Source organism: Streptomyces sp. NPDC008139, assembly GCF_042957025.1.
Taxonomy (GTDB): Bacteria; Actinomycetota; Actinomycetes; order Streptomycetales; family Streptomycetaceae; genus Actinacidiphila.
In genome coordinates this window covers 137,660-155,570 of the sequence record NZ_JBIBHM010000006.1, presented here as the reverse complement: position 1 = coordinate 155,570, position 17,911 = coordinate 137,660, and the positions used below count along the sequence as shown (strand labels likewise).

Annotated in this window: 13 protein-coding genes; 4 read left to right on the top strand and 9 right to left on the bottom strand. The window is 70.9% G+C overall.

Annotated elements, in window-relative coordinates; translation table 11 throughout:
- Window positions 1–35: 35 nt before the first annotated feature.
- The 3 genes from ACFZBB_RS14250 (at window position 36) to ACFZBB_RS14240 (ending at window position 2,951) form a co-directional block, all read left to right on the top strand.
- A complete protein-coding gene (locus ACFZBB_RS14250) occupies window positions 36–1,160 on the top strand; it encodes a ParA family protein (RefSeq protein WP_355336666.1) in 1,125 nt (374 codons plus the stop codon).
- Window positions 1,157–2,257 carry a ParB/RepB/Spo0J family partition protein gene (locus tag ACFZBB_RS14245; protein WP_391121445.1) on the top strand — a complete coding sequence of 367 codons (1,101 nt, stop codon included), beginning with the start codon at window positions 1,157–1,159 and terminating at the stop codon, window positions 2,255–2,257. Before ACFZBB_RS14250 ends, ACFZBB_RS14245 begins: the two co-directional genes overlap by 4 nt.
- A 76-nt stretch (window positions 2,258–2,333) precedes the next feature.
- Window positions 2,334–2,951, top strand: a complete 618-nt coding sequence (locus ACFZBB_RS14240) for a GNAT family N-acetyltransferase (RefSeq protein WP_391121442.1) — start codon at window positions 2,334–2,336, stop codon at window positions 2,949–2,951.
- A 136-nt stretch (window positions 2,952–3,087) separates the two neighbouring features.
- On the opposite strand, the gene trxA is transcribed toward ACFZBB_RS14240, so the two are convergent.
- The 7 genes from trxA to ACFZBB_RS14205 all read right to left on the bottom strand — a co-directional run bounded on the left by trxA (window position 3,088) and on the right by ACFZBB_RS14205 (window position 13,762).
- Window positions 3,088–3,417: a thioredoxin gene (trxA, locus tag ACFZBB_RS14235; protein ID WP_355336663.1), complete on the bottom strand. Its 330-nt coding sequence runs from the start codon at window positions 3,415–3,417 to the stop codon at window positions 3,088–3,090.
- A gap of 55 nt (window positions 3,418–3,472) precedes the next feature.
- Entirely contained in the window at window positions 3,473–4,456 is a 984-nt protein-coding gene (trxB, locus tag ACFZBB_RS14230) for a thioredoxin-disulfide reductase (RefSeq protein ID WP_391121439.1), read from the bottom strand.
- 134 nt (window positions 4,457–4,590) lie between these two features.
- The gene (locus ACFZBB_RS14225; RefSeq protein ID WP_391121436.1) at window positions 4,591–5,457 is read right to left on the bottom strand and encodes a hypothetical protein; all 867 of its coding nucleotides are present in this window, start codon (window positions 5,455–5,457) and stop codon (window positions 4,591–4,593) included.
- Window positions 5,454–6,125: an RNA polymerase sigma factor SigM gene (gene sigM / locus ACFZBB_RS14220; protein ID WP_391121433.1), complete on the bottom strand. Its 672-nt coding sequence runs from the start codon at window positions 6,123–6,125 to the stop codon at window positions 5,454–5,456. Before sigM ends, ACFZBB_RS14225 begins: the two co-directional genes overlap by 4 nt.
- Window positions 6,126–6,205: 80 nt before the next feature.
- Entirely contained in the window at window positions 6,206–7,933 is a 1,728-nt protein-coding gene (locus ACFZBB_RS14215; RefSeq protein ID WP_391122252.1) for a protein kinase family protein, read from the bottom strand.
- Window positions 7,934–8,789: 856 nt separating this feature from the next.
- A complete protein-coding gene (gene murJ / locus ACFZBB_RS14210) occupies window positions 8,790–11,378 on the bottom strand; it encodes a murein biosynthesis integral membrane protein MurJ (protein ID WP_391121430.1) in 2,589 nt (862 codons plus the stop codon).
- Window positions 11,379–11,404: 26 nt separating this feature from the next.
- A complete protein-coding gene (locus ACFZBB_RS14205) occupies window positions 11,405–13,762 on the bottom strand; it encodes a DUF6049 family protein (protein ID WP_391121427.1) in 2,358 nt (785 codons plus the stop codon).
- A gap of 306 nt (window positions 13,763–14,068) precedes the next feature.
- Here ACFZBB_RS14205 and ACFZBB_RS14200 point away from each other — a divergent pair, with 306 nt between their 5' ends.
- A complete protein-coding gene (locus ACFZBB_RS14200; protein WP_391121424.1) occupies window positions 14,069–15,484 on the top strand; it encodes a CCA tRNA nucleotidyltransferase in 1,416 nt (471 codons plus the stop codon).
- Window positions 15,485–15,637: 153 nt separating this feature from the next.
- Here the strand turns inward: ACFZBB_RS14200 and ACFZBB_RS14195 are convergent, their stop codons facing one another.
- Both ACFZBB_RS14195 and ACFZBB_RS14190 read right to left on the bottom strand, forming a co-directional pair.
- Window positions 15,638–16,480, bottom strand: coding sequence for a hypothetical protein (locus ACFZBB_RS14195; protein ID WP_391121421.1), 843 nt, complete (start codon window positions 16,478–16,480; stop codon window positions 15,638–15,640).
- A 43-nt stretch (window positions 16,481–16,523) separates the two neighbouring features.
- Entirely contained in the window at window positions 16,524–17,792 is a 1,269-nt protein-coding gene (locus ACFZBB_RS14190; RefSeq protein ID WP_391121418.1) for an MFS transporter, read from the bottom strand.
- Between the last annotated feature and the right edge of the window lie 119 nt (window positions 17,793–17,911).

The following is a 17,911-nucleotide window of genomic DNA, read 5'->3' as shown; positions in this document are numbered from 1 at the left end:
GCAGCCAAGTCTCGCTGGTTCATCACCCCTCCGGCATGGCAGGCTCTTCTCATAGCGAGCCTGAAGTCGAGGAGTGTGAGTCCTTGCGGTCCGACGCCAACATCGCGGGACCGATGGCCGATCCGGTCCCCGGTCCCCGCACAGCAGAGTTTGCCGGGGGCCCGATTGCCGTGCCCCCGGGGTTCGGAGACGGTGTTTCACGTGAAACATTGCCTCCCATGGATGACACCCCGATCGGCCGCGCCGCGCAGTTGGCCGTCGAGGCACTGGGACGCGCCGGGGAAGGACTTCCCCGGCCGGCCCAGACCCGGGTGATGGTGGTCGCCAACCAGAAGGGCGGGGTCGGCAAGACCACGACCACGGTGAATCTGGCGGCGTCCCTGGCGCTGCACGGCGCCCGGGTGCTCGTGGTCGACCTGGACCCGCAGGGCAACGCCTCCACGGCGCTGGGCATCGATCACCACGCCGAGGTCCCCTCGATCTACGACGTCCTGGTGGAGAGCAAGCCCCTGTCCGACGTCGTGATGCCGGTCCCCGATGTGGAGGGCCTGTTCTGCGCGCCCGCCACCATCGACCTGGCGGGCGCCGAGATCGAACTGGTCTCCCTGGTCGCCCGCGAGAGCCGGCTCCAGCGGGCGATTGAGGCGTACGAGCAGCCGCTGGACTACGTCCTGATCGACTGCCCGCCCTCGCTCGGCCTGTTGACCGTCAACGCGTTGGTGGCCGGGGCCGAGGTCGTCATCCCGATCCAGTGCGAGTACTACGCGCTGGAGGGGCTGGGCCAGCTCCTGAAGAACGTGGAACTGGTCCGCGCGCACCTCAACCCGAAGCTGCATGTGTCGACGATCCTGCTGACCATGTACGACGGACGGACCCGCCTCGCCTCCCAGGTCGCGGAGGAGGTGCGCACGCACTTCGGCAAGGAGGTGCTGCGGACCAGCATCCCGCGGTCCGTCCGGATCTCCGAGGCACCCAGCTACGGCCAGACCGTACTGACCTATGACCCGGGCTCCAGCGGCGCGCTGTCGTATCTGGAAGCCGCCCGGGAGATGGCCCTGCGCGGAGTCGAGGCGTCCGTCGCCGTCGAGTACGACCCGCAGGGTGACTACACCCAGCACGATGAGCAGAACCCGCACAGCATGTCGGAGGGGATCCAGTGAGTGATCGACGCAGAGGGCTCGGCCGTGGTCTCGGCGCGCTGATCCCGGCCGCGCCGCAGTCGACGGGAGGCGCCCAGGGCGCCGCACCGGTACTGACGCAGGAACGCGGCGTCGCCGCGGCCAAGGTGGCCGGACTGGTGGACCGCAGAGTCCCCGAGGCCGCGCCGCCGCCCGTGGTGGACATCCCTGTTTCACGTGAAACAGAACCGGACCTCTCCGACGCGAAGAACCCCGTACCGGGTGCCTACTTCGCGGAGCTGGACCTGGACTTCATCACGCCGAACCCGCGCCAGCCGCGTGAGGTCTTCGACGAGGACGCCCTCAACGAACTGATCACCTCCATCAAGGAGGTCGGTCTGCTCCAGCCGGTCGTCGTGCGTGAGATCGGCAAGGACCGCTTCGAGCTGATCATGGGCGAGCGCCGCTGGCGGGCGTGCCGCGAGGCCGGCCTGGAGCGGATTCCGGCGATCGTCCGGGCGACCGACGACGAGAAGCTCCTCCTGGACGCCCTCCTGGAGAACCTGCACCGGGCCCAGCTCAACCCCCTGGAGGAGGCGGCGGCGTACGACCAGTTGCTCCGTGACTTCTCCTGCACCCACGAGCAGTTGGCGGACCGGATCGGGCGCTCCCGCTCGCAGGTCTCCAACACGCTCCGGCTGCTGAAGCTGTCCGCCCCGGTGCAGCGCCGGGTCGCGGCCGGGGTGATCTCCTTCGGCCACGCGCGGGCGCTGCTCTCGCTGGACGACCCCGAGGAGCAGGACAAGCTGGCCCACCGGATCGTCGCCGAAGGGCTGTCGGTGCGCGCGATCGAAGAGATCGTGACGCTGATGAACAGCGACCCGAAGCCCACCAGGAAGAGCGCGGCGCCCCGGGCCGGGCGTCGGGTCTCCCCGGCGCTCACCCACCTCGCCTCCCGGCTCTCCGACCGCTTCGACACCCGGGTGAAGGTCGACCTGGGGCAGAAGCGCGGAAAGATCGTCGTGGAATTCGCGTCGATAGAGGATCTGGAGCGCATCCTCGGGGCGATGGCCCCGGGCGAGGGCAATGTGCTGGAGAACCGGCTCGAAGAGGAAACCGAGGGCGAAGACGGCGAGTGACGAGGGCGCACCCCGGCGTCCGCGCCGGGGTGTACGTGGGCAGTTCGGTTCACGGCAGAGATGGGGTTCAGGCCACATGGGACGTCGGCTGGCACCACTGACGCTCGACAATCTCCCGGACCTCCCCAAGCCATGCCGCCACTGCGTCTTCTGGGAACTGGACCCGGTCAGCGGCGAAGCGGCCGTCCAGGCGGGCAAGCCCGAACTGGAGAAGGAGGCGTGGATCTCCGCCGTTCTGCTGGAGTGGGGTTCCTGCGGCCGGGTCGTCTACGTCGACGAGGTGCCCGCGGGCTTCGTGCTCTACGCGCCCGCCGCGTATGTGCCGCGCTCCCTGGCCTTCCCGACCAGCCCGGTGTCGGCGGACGCCGTCCAGCTCATGACCGCGCGCATCCTGCCCGGCTTCCAGGGGCAGGGCCTCGGCCGGGTGCTGGTGCAGACCGTCGCCAAGGACGTCATCCGGCGGGGCTTCAAGGCGATCGAGGCGTTCGGCGACGCCCAGTGGACCGCCCCCTCGTGCGTCCTGCCCGCGGACCATCTGCTCGCGGTGGGCTTCAAGACGGTCCGCCACCACCCGCGCTATCCCCGGCTGCGACTGGAGCTGCGCTCCACGATCTCCTGGAAGGAGGACGTCGAGATGGCCATCGACCGCCTCCTGGGCGCCGTCCAGAAGGAGCCTGCCCTCCGGCCCCTGTGAGCCGCCGGCGCTTCGAACGGCCGCGCCGTGCACCCGGCCCGGACAAGCGAGAGGGCCGGCCCCCGGATCGGGGGCCGGCCCTCTCGTGTTCCACGTGGAACAGCGTCAGCCGGTGAAAAGCGTCAGCCGGTGAGCGTCAGCCGATGAAGTCGGACAGGTCGCGCACGATGGCGGCCTTCGGCTTGGCGCCGACGATGGTCTTCACGACCTCGCCGCCCTTGTAGACGTTGAGCGTCGGGATGGACATCACGCCGTACTTCGCCGCGGTGACCGGGTTCTCGTCGATGTTCAGCTTGACGATGGTGATGTTCTCCGCGTGCTCCTCCGCGATGGCCTCCAGCGAGGGGGCGATCTGGCGGCACGGGCCGCACCACTCCGCCCAGAAGTCCACCAGCACGGGCTTGTCGCTGGCGAGCACCTCCTCGGCGAACGTCTCGTCGGTCACGTGCTTGGTGTTGCCGGCCACGGCGGTCTCCTCAGGTCGTGATGTGTGCGTGTCGGGGGTGAGGGGTGGAAGCGGGTCAGACGGCGGCCTTGTCGGCCGACACATCGGCCGTCTCGGCCTTCTCGGCGTCGGCGAGGGCGGCCAGGTAGCGCTCGGCGTCCAGCGCGGCGGAACAGCCGGTGCCGGCCGCGGTGATCGCCTGACGGTAGGTGTGGTCCACGACGTCTCCCGCGGCGAAGACACCGGGGACGTTGGTCCGGGTGCTCGGCGCCTGGACGGTGAGGTAGCCCTCGCCGTCGACGTCGAGGACGCCCTTGAACAGCTCGCTGCGCGGGTCGTGGCCGATCGCGATGAACAGCCCGGTGACGGGCAGCTCGGAGGTCTCGCCGGTCTTCGTGTTGCGCAGGGTCAGACCGGAGAGCTTGCCGTCGCCGTGGATCTCGGCGACCTCGCTGTCCCAGACGAAGGAGATCTTCGGATCGGCGAAGGCGCGGTCCTGCATCGCCTTGGACGCCCGCAGGCTGTCCCGGCGGTGCACGATCTTCACGGACTTGGCGAAGCGGGAGAGGAAGGTCGCCTCCTCCATCGCGGTGTCGCCGCCGCCGATCACGGCGATGTCCTGCTCGCGGAAGAAGAAGCCGTCACAGGTGGCACACCAGGAGACGCCACGGCCGGAGAGCTGGTCCTCGTTGGGGAGGTTCAGCTTGCGGTGCTGCGAGCCGGTGGTGACGATGACGGTCTTGGCGCGGTGGACGGTGCCCGCCGAGTCCGTGACGGTCTTGATGTCGCCGCCGAGGTCGACCGCGACCACGTCGTCCGGGACCAGCTCCGCGCCGAAGCGCTCGGCCTGGGCGCGCATGTTGTCCATGAGGTCCGGGCCCACGATGCCGTCGCGGAAGCCGGGGAAGTTCTCCACCTCGGTGGTGTTCATCAACGCGCCGCCGGCGGTGACCGACCCCTCGAAGACCAGCGGGTTGAGGGATGCGCGCGCCGTGTAGAGCGCCGCGGTGTACCCCGCGGGCCCCGAGCCGATGATGATCACGTTACGGACGTCGCTCACGGGTGTCTTCCTCGTCTCTGCGGACAACTGCGGGGGCCCTGGCTGGACTCTCGTCCTGCCTAACGGATCCTACGGGTCCAGCATTCCCCGGACGGCACGGCGCACGCCGTACGCCACGCCCCCGGACGAACGGCTCAGCGCGGGTAGGTGCTCCGGAAGAGAACCGCGCCGGGGCTGGTCGCCGTACAGGCGGCGCTGACCACGAACGCGTCGACCGCCGAGGCGTCACTCGGGTGCGGCAGCACCACGAGATAGGAGTCCGTCCCGTGGAAGGACTCACGCTCGGCGGCCAGCGCCGGGCCGGTACGTTGGGTGGCCTTGAGCACACACGGGGGGACGGTGGTCACCGCCGTGTCCGGGCTCATGGTGGCGCCCTCGCTGCTGACGCCGGGACCGCTGAGCATCGGGGAGTCGGACTCCCCGGCCGCGTGGTTCGGCGCCGCCTCATCGAGCAGCTCCCGCACCTGGACCGCGATCGGGTCGGCGGCGGTGTCCGCCTTCTTGCTGCTGGCGGTCGCGTCGCTCTGCGAGGTGGTGTCGTCGCCGACGTGATAGATCGTGACGCCCAGGCCGACGACGACCACGGCGGAGGCGGCGACGAGCAGTCCGCGCCGCCAACGCCGACCGGTGCGGCCGGGACCGGTGGACCCGGAGGCATGTCCGTCGGGACCGGTCGATGTTCCACGTGGAACATGCGTCGGTGTCGGTGTCGGCTGCGATGTTCCACGTGGAACATCGGGCTTGGTGGCGTCGAGGAGCGCTTCGGCGGCGAGCGCCGCGTCGATCCGTCCGGCGATGTCGGCGGGCATCCGCTGCGGTCCCGGCAGGGTGCCGAGCAGCCCCCTGATCTCCTCCAGGGAGTCCCGGACGTCGGCGCACAGCGAACAGCCCGCGATGTGCTCGGTGACCTCCGTGGCGCGCTCGGGGCGGAGCAGCCCCTCGGCCAGGTCGGCGATCTCGGCGACCTCGGGATGCGCGTCGTGGTCCGCTGTCGATGTCACCGCTGTTCACCTCCGCCCTGTTCCGGTCCCGTCTCTGGGACGGATGTCCCCTCCGCCCGGTTCCTTCCCCCACCGCGATCGGCGCTATCCACGCCCTGCGCGCGCAGATGGGTGACGAGGGGAAGTAGTTTCGCCCGGCCTCTGGCGCACCGGCTCTTGACCGTACCGGTGGGCACATCGAGCACCGCGGCGGCTTCGGAGACCGAGTAGCCCTGCATGTCGACCAGGACCAGTGCGGCGCGCTGGTCGGGCGGCAGCGTGGTGAGGGCGGCTATCAGCTCGCGGTGGAGTTCCCCGCGTTCGGCCGGGACCTCGGCCGACTCGTGAGGTTCGAGCAACGCCTCGAAGTTCTCCTCGTCGGCCACCGGGGCCGTCCTGCGGGAGGCGGCCTTACGGGCCCGGTCGAGGCAGGCGTTGACCGTGATGCGGTGCAGCCAGGTGGTGACGGCCGACTGGCCGCGGAAGGTATGGGCGGCCCGGAAGGCGGACACCAGCGCGTCCTGGACGGCGTCAGCGGCTTCCTCCCGGTCCCCCAGGGTGCGCAGCGCCACCGCCCACAGCCGGTCGCGGTGGCGGCGCACCAGCTCGCCGAAGGTGTCGGGATCGCCCGCGACATGACGGGCGAGGAGATCGGCGTCGGCGACATCGCCGAGCGGATTTGCCTCCAAGGCCGTTCTCCCCCGTCCCCTGTGGATCTCGCCGTGGGCGTCCCTGCGGCCGTCGCCGCGGGGTCAGCCCGTCTCCGGGATCAGCCCGTCACGCTGATCTCGGAGATCCTGCCACGGAAGTGACCGGATTCGGCAGGCGCCAGACGCGTCATCCACACCAGCACGTAGCGCGAGGTGAGATCGGCGCTCGGCTTGAACGTCACCGAACTGCCCGAGCCCTGGGCCACCTTGGTGAAGGCGTCGAACGTGGTCGGCATCGCGGAGGTGCCCTTGGGTGCGGCCAGGAGCTGCGCGGTGACGTCGCCCACGAAGTCGACCTTCACCGTGCTCACGTGCTTGGCGCTGCCCAGGTCGACGATGACGCCGACACCCGGCTTGAGATTGCCCAGATCGGCGCCCAGGTAGTAGTTCGTCTCCCAGTACGTGGAGGGGTCGCCGTCGAACGCCTTGGGGAGATCCTTCGGATTCTCGCTGCCGTCGCCGAGCGGGTCGAAGTCCTTCAGCCCGGCGATCTTGATCGGGACCGGGGCCTTGCGCGTCGGATCCTGGCTCGCCTTCTGGCCGGTCGTCGGGTGACTGGTCGGCCGGTCCTCACGCGACTTGAGGGTGTCCGCGAGCTGCCAGCTCCCCAGGCCGATCGCCACGATCACCAGTGCCGAGACGGCCCATTTCAGTGCCCGGCCGGTACGGCCGGGCAGAGCGGGCGGCGGAGCGGGGGCCGCGACCGCGGGCGGCTGCGGCGTACCCGGTGGCGCGGGCGGCTGGCGGAAGGCGGCGACCGGGTAGACCGGCGGTGCCTGCTCCGGCGGCCGGATGCGCGGGATGCCCGCGACGGCCTTGGCCAGCTCCTCGGGAGTGGTGCAGGGCGGGTCCTGCCGGGAGGCGGTCGCGCCGTCGTTGACGAGCGCGCGCATGGCCAGCTCGGACAGCCCGCGGTGGACGCCCGCGCGGACCTGGTCGGGTGCGACCAGGCCGACGCCCTTGGGCAGCCCCGCCAGACCGTGCGCGTCCTCCTCGTACGGCCAGCGCTGCGTGAGCGAGGCGTAGAGCAGCGCGCCGATCGCCTCGGTGTCCTGCCGCTGCGGACGCTCGGAGTTGAGCCCGCGCAGTGCGGCGGCGACCGCGAGGCCGCGGATGCGGTACTGCCCGGAGACCGTACGCAGCACGGCGCCGGGGTCGAGACGCAGGTGCGCCAGGCCCTCGCGATGGGCGGCGGCCATGCCCTGGGAGACCTGGCTGACCATCTGGTACGCCTCGTGCGGCTCCATCGCGCCCGCGGCGAGCAGGTCGGCCAGCGAGGAGGCGTCGGGCAGCCACTCGTGGATGACGTACACCAGGTCGTTCTCCTCGACGGCGTCGAGGACCTGGACGAAGCGCGGGTCGCCGAGGAGCGCGGCCGACCGGGCGGCGGCCAGCACATGGCGGGCCCGCCGGTGGTCGGCGGGCAGGATGTGGATGCCGACCGCCCTGCGCAGCTTCTCGTCGACCGCGCGCCAACTGCTGAAGCCGTCGATCCGGGTGACGCACTCCGCGAGCTGGTAGCGCCGGGCGAGCTTGTGACCACTGTGCAGCTCGGGCTGCGCGCTGCGGACGGGCCTGGGCGCCGTGGTGGCGCTGCCGCCGCCCTTTGCGGTGCCGGCGGCCCGCTGGCCGTCGGCGGGCGCTGTGGAGGCGGCTGTGGGGCTTCCTGGGACGGCCTCGGTCGCCGGGCGGTCCGCGTCCCCGGTCTTCTCGTCGGGGGCGAGCGTGGCGGTGCCCCCGGAGCCGGACGACGAGGGCGCGGGGGACGGTGCGGACGGGGCCTTCACGGAGGCGACCGGCGTGCCCTTGGCCGGGGTGCCATTCGCCGGCGTGCCCTTCGCGGAGGTGCCCTTGGCGGGCGTCCCCTTGGCGGGGGTGCCCTTGGCGGGAGTGCCCTTGGCGGGAGTGCCCGTCCCGACGGGCGCGGCCGCGGAGGCCGCCTTGGCGCCGTTCGTCGAAGCGGACGCCTTGGGGCTCCGGCCGTCCTTGACGGTCTGCTTGGCGGCCTTCTTGGCCGGGGCCTTGGCCGCCGACTTCGTCGCCGACGTCGTCGCGGGCTTGGCCGTGGTCTGTGCGGCGGCGTTGGCGGAGGACGCGCCCGAGGACGCGGGAGGGGTCGTGGTGGATGTTCGGGCGGCGGCCGGTGTCCCCTCCGATGACGGGGGCACCGCGGGCAGCACGGCGGTCGTCAGTTTCGTCGTCGCCGTCGGCGAGGACGCGGGGGACGCCACGGGCACAGGCGCGGTCATTTCGGCGGTCGCGGCCACTGCGGTGTCGACCACCACGGTCTCGCTGGTCGCGCTGTCGCCGTCGTCCGCGGCCGACATCGAGGTTTCGGCGGTGGTCTGCGTGCCGTCCGGCCCGTCCTGGGATCGTGTGCCGGAGTCGGCGCTGCTGCTGGTCTGGTCGTCCGTCGTCGTCCCGTCGGATGTGGCGCCGTCCTGCTGGGCCGCGAGCGGGGGCTCGCCACCCTCATTGGCCACTCCGACGGCGGCCGTGCTCCGATCCGCCACCGTCGTTCCTGCCTCCCCATCCATTGCGCGATCCCACATCGAGCCGATGACAATTGTGCCCACAGTCCGGCTCTATCCACGACACACAGCGAACCGTGATGGTTGCCCGCCGCTTCGCGACGGTGTTCGTTCAGCGCCCGAGCCGTCCTCGCACCATGCCGATCATGGCGGTCATCTCCTCGATCCTCATCCGCTTGGCCGCGAAGAGGAAGATTCCGAGCAGCAGGCCGCCGCCCACCACGAGTGCGGCGAGCGAGCCCACGGCGCCGCTGCCCAGCGCCCCGAGCACGGCGTAGACGGCCAGCCCCGCGATCAGCGCGGCGGGCACGCAGGCGCCGGTCAGACGGGCGTAGGTGCGTACCACCCGCTTGCCGTCCAGGTCGCCGTCGAGCCGCGAGCGCAGCCGCTTGGCGGCCACCCCGACGCCCACGGCGTACGCGAGACCGTACGCGGCGGCCATGCCGACCACGGCCCAGCGGGAGGGCAGCACCACGAAGCAGATGGCCGCCGCCGCCGCGTTGACCGCGGCCACGATGACCGTGTTGTAGAAGGGCGTGCGCGTGTCCTCGAAGGCGTAGAACCCGCGGAGGATCACGTACTGCACCGAGAAGGGGATCAGTCCGGCGCCGAAGGCCATCAGGATGAATCCGATGTTGCGCGCGGAACCGGCGCCGGTGCTCGCGTAGAGCAGGCTGCACATCGGGACGCCCAGGGCCAGGAAGGCGAAGGCGGCGGGCACGATGGCCACCGCCGAGGTGCGCAGGCCGTAGGAGATGTCGTCGCGCACCGCGGAGATGTCGTTGTCCGCCGCGGCCCGCGAGATCCGCGGCAGCACCGCGGCCATCACCGAGACGGTGATGATCGCCTGGGGCATCTGCCAGATCAGCAGCGCGTTGTTGTACGCCGTGATGCCGGTGCCCTGGTTGCCGCTCTTGTCGGCGTTGGCACCCGCCCAGGTGGCGAGCTGGGTGACGACGATCAGGCCCGCCTGGTTCGCCAGCACGAAGAAGAACGTCCACTTGGCGAGCTTGGCGGCCTTGCCGAGGCCGTGGCCGCGCCAGTCGAAGCGCGGGCGGAACTTGAAGCCCGCGTCCCGCAGATACGGCAGCATCGCCAGCGACTGCACGGTCAGACCGAGCAGCGTGCCGATGCCGAGCAGCCGCGCGCCCTCGGGAGTGATGGTCGTCGCGTCCATCCGGGTGGTGCTGTAAGCGCCGTACACCCAGATGAACATGCCGAAGCTGAAGATCACCACGATGTTGTTGAGGACCGGCGTCCACATCATCGCGCCGAATTTGCCGCGCGCGTTGAGCACCTGGCCCATCACCACGTGCACGCCCATGAAGAAGATGGTCGGCAGGCAGTAGCGGGCGAAGGTGATGGCGATGTTGTACGTGTCGGGGTTGTCGGCGATCTTCGCGGACATCAGCCGGATCAGCAGCGGGGCCGCGATCACGGTCACGGCCACGATGCCGCCGAGCACCACCATCACGACCGTCAGCAGCCGGTTCGCGTACGCCGTACCGCCGTCGTCGTCGTCCTTCATCGCGCGGACGAGCTGCGGGACGAAGACGGAGTTCAGACCGCCGCCGATGGTGAGGATGTAGATCATCGTCGGCAGCGTGTTGGCGACGGCGTACGAGTCGCCGAGGGTCGCCACGCCGATCGCGGCGGCGATCACCAGGGTGCGGACGAAGCCGGTGAGGCGGGACACCAGGGTGCCCGCGGCCATCAGCGCGCTGGACTTGAGGATGTTGCCCGCGCGCGTGTTGGAAGTGGACTCCGCCGCGCGCGGCGGCCTGGCGGCCATCGGCGGCGCGGCCGGGATGATCGGGATCTGCCCGGTGGCGTCCAGGGCGGACACCGGCTCGCCGATGTACGAGGGCGTGTACGCGTACTGCACGGGCTGCTGTTGCTGGTTCGGGTACGGCAGATTCGCGTAGCCGTACCGCGGGTCGGCGTACCGCTGGTCCTGGTAGGCGGCCTGCCCGTACGCCGGATTCTCGTACGCGGGCTCGGCGTACCCCGTCTCGGCGTTGTCCGCGGGCGCGGGCGACTGTCCGTACGCCGCCGGGTAGCCGGGCGCCTGCTGCTGGTGCTGCGGCGGATAGCCGTAGCCCTGCTGCGGCTGCTGCTGCGGGTAGGCGTACCCCTGCTGGGGGTGCTGCGGCTGCTGGTACTGGGCGGGACCCGGCTGCTGGTACGGCTGCTGCTGTTGCCTGGGGTCCTGCGGCGGCGCGTACCCCTGCTGCGGCTGCGGGGCCTGCTGCTGGGGGTGCTGGGCCTGGGGCGCCTGCGGGGCCTGGGGCTGTTGCGGCTGCTGCGGGGGCGCGCCGCCGCCGCGCTGGTCGCGGAAGAGGTGATCGAACGCGTCGTACCCCGGGTCCTGCTGGCCCTGACCGCCCTGCTGCCCCTGGGGCGACCCGCCGACCAGGTCGTCCACGCCGACGTACTGGGTCGCGGAATTGTCGCCGTACGGCATCTGGGGGTACGCCGAAGGCTGCTGCTGCGGATACTCCTGCCCGTACGGCGGCGGCGGGTGCGCGGCGCGGTCGTACAGCGCCTCGCCCACCGGGTCCTGCGCGGTGGGGTCCTGCTGCTGGTACGGGTCGTAGGCGTAGGTGTTCTGCAGATACGGGTCAGGGGGTGAGGGACGCTGCTCGGGCGATGGAGGCATCTGGCCCGCAGAGTCGCGATCACCGTCATACGGCGCGTTCATCAGTGCCCCACCTTATTGTCCGCCGGCTATCCCTCCACCTTCTCACCCGTCGGGGACAGCTCAACGCTTTCCCGACCGGTGTCCTCGGTGTCAGTGCCAGGGTCACCCGGCTGCCCCGGATCACCGTCCTCCTGCCCGCCGCCGTTGTCCCCGTCCTCACCGTCCCCGCCGTCTCCACCGCTGTCCGCGGCTGCCTGCCGCTTCCGCTGACGGTAGATGCGAACGCCCGCGAGCACCAGAAGGAGCAGACCGGCGGCGATGATCAGCATCACCAGATCGGTGACCTTGGTGATCTTGACGTCGAACTCGACGGCGTTGCTGTTGCGGTAGAGCACGCCCTGAGTGCTGTAGAGCGCCGCGGTGACCCTGACCTTGCCGTTCGCGCTCGCCGACGTCTGGAACTTCAGGGTACGGGTGTGGCCGCCGTCGATCGCGATCGGCTGCTGCGGGTCCTTGATCTCCAGCCGGATGTCGGTGTTCGACGTGAGACGCAGCACAAGGTTGGTGATCGGCTGGTTCAGCTCGTTCTTCACCGTCACCGGAATGGTCCCGCTGCGGCCGGAGAGGGTGAGGGTGGTCTTGGGCAGGATGCGGACCGCGTTGATCAGGTCCTGGAGGTAGCCGCCGATCGAACTGCGGAATTCGGTCGCGTCGGCGGGGTCGCCGCGCCAGCCGACCGACATCGCGCGCAGCACCGAGTTGCCGAAGGGCACCGTCACCTTGTCCTTGCGGGTGAGGATGGTGACGAAGTCGTTGAGATAGGTCTGCGTCTCGCTGAGCTGCTGGAAGGCGCCCACGGACAGCTCGTGCTTGCGCAGCGCCTTGGGGTACTTCTTCGCCGACGGCACCTTGCGGTTGGCGTCCGGGTCGGCCTTGGCCTTGGCGGCGGTGTCGAAGCCGACGGTGGCGGCCCACGGGCTCGTGCCGACGGTGCCGATCGCCTCGGCCATCGCCTGTGCCTGCGAGACCGTGGGCATGCGCTGCGGGGCGACCAGGATGGTGCGCTGCTTCTCCGGCGCCTGCATGGTGATCATCAGGGTCTGCGCGATGAAGTCCTGCACGGCGAGATCGGCGGGCTCCGCGCGCAGCATGTCGCCCTCGAACGCGGTGGACAGCGAGGCGTCGGCGACCACCGCGGTCACCCCGTGGCCGATCGGGCGGGCCGCGTTGGGCGTGTAACTGAGCGCATCGCTCTCGCCGACGCTGTCGCTGCGGGCGACGATCCGCTTCGCGCCGCCGGTACGGGCGACCGAGACGATGTCGGGGTCGACGGCCCCGTCCACCGGCCAGGCCACGTCGGAGGTGGCCTGGACGCCGAGGACGGTGTCGAGGGTGCTCACGCCCAGTTCGGACGCGGTCTTGAGGTGGTTGAGGGTGCCGGGCACGCGCAGGCCGTTGTGCGCGACGGAGGCCAGGTCGGTGTCGGCGAACGGCAGCGCGATCACCTGGTCTCCTGCGACAGCGCTCTTGAGCGAGTTCAGCCACGCCTTGGCGACCGCGCCGCCGGTGCCCTCAGTGGTGTGGGTGACGTCGCCGCCGGGCCCGGCGACCCGGTACGGCTTGGTCATGAAGTCGATCGAGGCGAGCAGGTCGGGGTCGATGACCCAGGTCACCGGCAGCGACTTGGCCAGGTCCACCATCACCTGGAGCCGCCCGCCGGGGGACAGCTCCTTGGCGAGGTCGTCGTCGAGGAAGATCGGGCTCTGCTGGGAGTCGGTGTCGCCGCGGGCGGCCACGTGCGGCCGGTCGGTGAGCGGCCACAGGTACGTGATCTGCGTGGCCTTCGCGGTGGTGGTGTTCGTGTCGTACCAGGGCAGGAAGGTGCGCTTGATGCCCAGGACGTGCTCGCCGGGCTCCGCGGACGTCTCGCCGTCCAGCGCCACGCCGAGCTGGTAGACGCCCGAGGCGTCGAAGCCCAGGGACTTCACCGGGACCTTGAGGGAGAAGGGCTGGCTCTGCCCGGCCGGGATCTTCGGGAGGTCGACCGTGTGGCCGTCGATCTCCGAGCCGTCCAGGTAGCTGGTGTAACCGGTACGGTCCTGGGCGCTCTTCATCGCGCTGAGGGACGTCAGGGGGCCGTCCGGGGCGACCCTGACGCCCATCCGGGCGCCGGTGATCGTCGTCTTGCCGTTGTTGGTCACCGTGCCGGACACGGTGACGGAGCCGTCCTTGGCGGGGACGCGGGGGTCGACCTTGTTCAGCGTCACCGCGGCGGTGCGCGATCCGCTGCCGACAGCGGCCTGCGCGCCCGGCGCCTGGAGCGTCTGGACGACCTGGAGCAGCCCGGTGAGCAGCGTGCCCGCGGCGATCAGGGCGACCGCCCGCAGCAGACGCGGCGAGCGCGCCGACGGGGGTCTTCCGGGTGCCTGTGCCGCCTCGCCCACGCGTTCGCCCGTCCCTCGTGTCGGATGTCGACGGGCGGGCGACGGTGGTCGTCGGTCCGCGCCATCTGATGTGCGTGCTGGCATGTTAACGATCGGCGCTGTGCCAAAGTGCTGCGGAGTCCGGGGAAGGGGCCCGATGCGGCCCAGTCGAGATCTGGCCGAGGTCCGGCCGATGCCCCGCCGGGGTCCGCCGAGGTCCGGAACCGGGCGGTATGCCCTCGGGACGCGCGCCATATGCGCCCGCGATGCGGTCCCGCGGGGAAACCCGGCAGCCGTGGGCTCCGCGGACCCGTACCCTTTTACGTTGTGCCGAATGCCAACAATGCCGCTCAGACCCCGCAGGCCCGCCACCAGGTCGCGCCCGTCGCCGAGGAACTCGGCCATCGATTCCGCGACGCCGGATTCCGGCTCGCCCTCGTCGGCGGCTCCGTCCGGGACACCCTGCTGGGCAGGCTCGGCAACGACCTCGACTTCACCACCGACGCCCGCCCCGAGCAGGTGCTGAAGATCTTGCGGTCGTGGGCGGATTCGGTGTGGGAGGTCGGCATCGCCTTCGGCACGGTCGGCGCGATGAAGGACAGCTTCCAGATCGAGGTGACGACGTACCGCTCCGAGGCGTACGACCGGACCTCGCGCAAGCCGGAGGTGTCCTACGGCGACACCATCGAGGACGACCTGGTCCGCCGGGACTTCACGGTGAACGCCATGGCGGTCGCGCTCCCCGAGGGCGACTTCGTCGATCCGTACGGCGGTCTGGACGATCTGGCGGCCCGGCGGCTGCGTACGCCCGGCACCCCGGAGTCGTCGTTCTCCGACGACCCGCTGCGGATGCTGCGGGCCGCCCGCTTCGCCGCGCAGCTCGACTTCGAGGTCGCGCCCGAGGTGGTCGCCGCGATGTCGGCGATGGCCGACCGGATCGGGATCGTCTCCGCCGAGCGGATCAGGGACGAGCTGAACAAGCTGATCCTGTCCGACCACCCGCGCAAGGGGCTGCGGCTGCTGGTCGACACCGGGCTCGCCGATCTGGTGCTGCCCGAGCTGTCCGCGCTGCGCCTGGAGCGGGACGAGCACTTCCGGCACAAGGACGTTTACGAGCACTCGCTGACCGTGCTGGAGCAGGCGATCGGCTTGGAGACCGACGGGCCCGATCTCGTACTGCGGCTGGCCGCGCTGCTGCACGACATCGGCAAGCCGAAGACGCGCCGCTTCGAGACGGACGGCCGGGTCTCCTTCCACCACCACGAGATGGTGGGCGCGAAGCTGACCAAGGCCCGGCTGACCCAGCTCAAGTACCCCAACGATCTGGTGAAGGACGTCTCCCGGCTGGTCGAACTGCACCTGCGCTTCCATGGATACGGCAGCGGCGAGTGGACCGACTCGGCCGTACGCCGCTACGTCCGCGACGCGGGCCCGCAGCTCTCCCGGCTGCACAAGCTGACCCGTTCGGACTGCACGACCCGCAACAAGCGCAAGGCAGCCGCCCTGTCCCGTACCTACGACGCCCTGGAAGCGCGCATCGCCGAACTCCAGGAGCGCGAGGAGCTGGACGCGATCCGGCCCGACCTCGACGGCAACCAGATCATGTCGATCCTGGGTGTCCCCCCCGGCCCCCTGGTCGGCAAGGCGTACCAGCACATGCTGGAACTCCGGCTGGAGAACGGTCCGATGACCGAGGACGAGGCCATCGCCGCGCTCAGGACGTGGTGGTCCGAGCAGCAGTGAGAACGGCGGCGTGAAACGCCAAAGGGGCGATGTTCCACGTGGAACATCGCCCCTTTGGCGTCTCGCCGAACGCGATGTTCCACGTGGAACATCGGCATCAGCTCACGAGCGTCAGCTCAAGGCATCGGCCTCGGCGACATCAGCTCAAGTATGTCAGCCCACGCGCGTCAGGCAGAGCGCGTAGTCGCCGCCGGGTCCCGAGTGGTCGTACTCGGCGTCGCCGTCGGAGCAGGCGTCCCCGTAGTGCTTGCCGCCGTGCCGCTCCACGACGCGGTACGCGGCCGAGCCCGACGTGCAGTCGACGACCTTCAGGGTCGGGTCGGAGTCGGAGCCGCTCTTGCTGACGCAGTCACCGGCGGACGCCGAATTCGCGTCGTTGCCGCCCATCGCGACTCCCGCGACGATGAGGGCGAGCACCAGCAGCGGCGCCAGCATGACGTACGCGCCGCCGCGCAGGAAGATCGGCTTGCCCGGGTTCATGGGCGGTCCGAAGCCGCCGTTGGGCGCGGGCAGCTTGTTGAACTTGCCGCGCGGCCCGAGGTTGATCAGCACCGTGATCGGTGTGATGACGAACGAGGCGATGCCCCACCAGCCCTGCCACAGCGTCTTGGTGGTCATCTCGCGGTGCGTGGCTATCCCGCAGGTGCGGCAGTAGTTCGCCCGTCGCTTCAGGAAGCGCATGATGATCAGGAAGCCCTGGTGGCCGCGGACGGTGGCCTGCACGGCGGGGAAGCCCCCGCAGAAGGTGCACGCCGGGCCGCCGTCCGGCGCCGTCTGCGGCCCGGTCTGCGGGTAGCCGAACGGCTGCTGCCCCTGGCCCTGCGGCGGCCCGTACGGGTTCTGGCCCGGCTGGCCCTGCCCGTACGGATTCTGGCCGTAGGGGTTCTGGCCGTACGGGTTCTGTCCCGGCTGCGGAGGCGCGGGCGGAGGCGGTGCTGTCTGCTGTGCGTACGGCTGGCCGTAGGGATTGCGGCCAGGAGGTGGCGGAGTAGCCACGGTTTCCCCCATGTGTGGTGTGCGTCCCGGCGCGACGCCGGGGTCAGGAGCGGAGTCGGGTCATCGTGGCGGCCACCCCGGCATAGAGCAGGGCTAGGACGGTGATCAGCGCTGGGGAACGGCCGTCGGGCGGCAGCATCAGGGCGGAGACCGCCGCGGCGCCTACGAAGGCGACGTTGAAGGCGACATCGTAGAGGGAGAAGACGCGCCCGCGGTAGGAGTCCTGGACGTCGGTCTGCACCACGGTGTCGGTGGCGATCTTCGCGCCCTGCATGGTGAAGCCCAGCACGAAGGCCGCGACCATCATCGGTCCGACGGCGAACGGGAGCGCCAGCGGGAGCAGCAGCACGGCGGACGCGGCGGCGCACACGGTGATCCAGCCGCCGGTGCCGAAGCGGCCGGTGGCCCACGGGGTGAAGACCGCCGCGGTGAAGAATCCGGCCGCCGACAGGCCGACCGCCAGACCGAGCAGGGCGAGACCCGCGTTGGTGTCCGAGGGGTCGGACCAGGTGTAGCGGCTGAGCATCAGCAAGGTGACGGTCAGGGCGCCGTAGCAGAAGCGCATCGCCGTCACCGCGCCCATCGCCCGCCGCGCCGCGGGCCGTTGGCGCAGATGTCGCCACCCGGCGGCCAGGCCCTGCGCGGTGCCCGCGAGCGCCGTGCGCAGCCGCTGCCGCACCTCGGAGGGATCGGGCCCGAGCCGGTCGCGGCCCAGCGTCAGCGCGGACAGCCCCGCCACCAGATAGACGCCCGCGCCGAGCAGCACGGTCGCCGCGTTGGCCCCGGCGCCCTCGGGCAGGAAGAGGTGCACGACGAAGGCGACACCGCCGCCCGCGGTCGCCGCGAGCGTCCCGGCCGTCGGGGACAGCGAGTTGGCGATCACCAGCCGCTCGGCGTCCACGACCTGCGGCAGCGCGGCGGACAGCCCCGCGAGCACGAAGCGGTTGACGGCGGTGACCGACAGGGCGGAGAGATAGAACAGCCAGTCCGGCACGTGCAGCAGGATCAGCGCGGCCGTCCCGCAGGACAGCACTGCCCGCAGCAGATTGCAGTGGAGCAGCACCTGCCTGCGCCGCCAGCGGTCGAGCAGCACGCCGGCGAACGGGCCGAGCAGCGAGTACGGCAGCAGCAGTACGGCCAGGGCGGAGGCGATGGCGCCCGGCGAGGTCTGTTTCTCGGGCGAGAAGACGACATAGGCGGCCAGCGCGGCCTGGAAGACGCCGTCGGAGAATTGGGACAGCAGGCGCACCGCGAGCAGCCGCCGGAAGCCCGACAGCCGCAGCAGCACGCGAAGATCGCGCACAACAGCCATGGTCACAGCCTCACATGACGCGGAAGGCCCCGGGCACGCGACCCGGGGCCTTTCCTTGGTACTGCGGTGGTGCCGTCCTGCGGTGATGCGGTGATGCGGTGATGCGGTCCTGCGGTGAC

Excerpts from the sequence above, each read along its gene's own strand:
- ACFZBB_RS14250 (WP_355336666.1), top strand. The coding sequence starts at position 36 with ATGGCAGGCTCTTCTCATAGCGAGCCTGAAGTCGAGGAGTGTGAGTCC.
- ACFZBB_RS14240 (WP_391121442.1), top strand. The coding sequence starts at position 2,334 with ATGGGACGTCGGCTGGCACCACTGACGCTCGACAATCTCCCGGACCTC.
- murJ (WP_391121430.1), bottom strand. The coding sequence starts at position 11,378 with ATGAACGCGCCGTATGACGGTGATCGCGACTCTGCGGGCCAGATGCCT.
- ACFZBB_RS14190 (WP_391121418.1), bottom strand. The coding sequence starts at position 17,792 with ATGGCTGTTGTGCGCGATCTTCGCGTGCTGCTGCGGCTGTCGGGCTTC.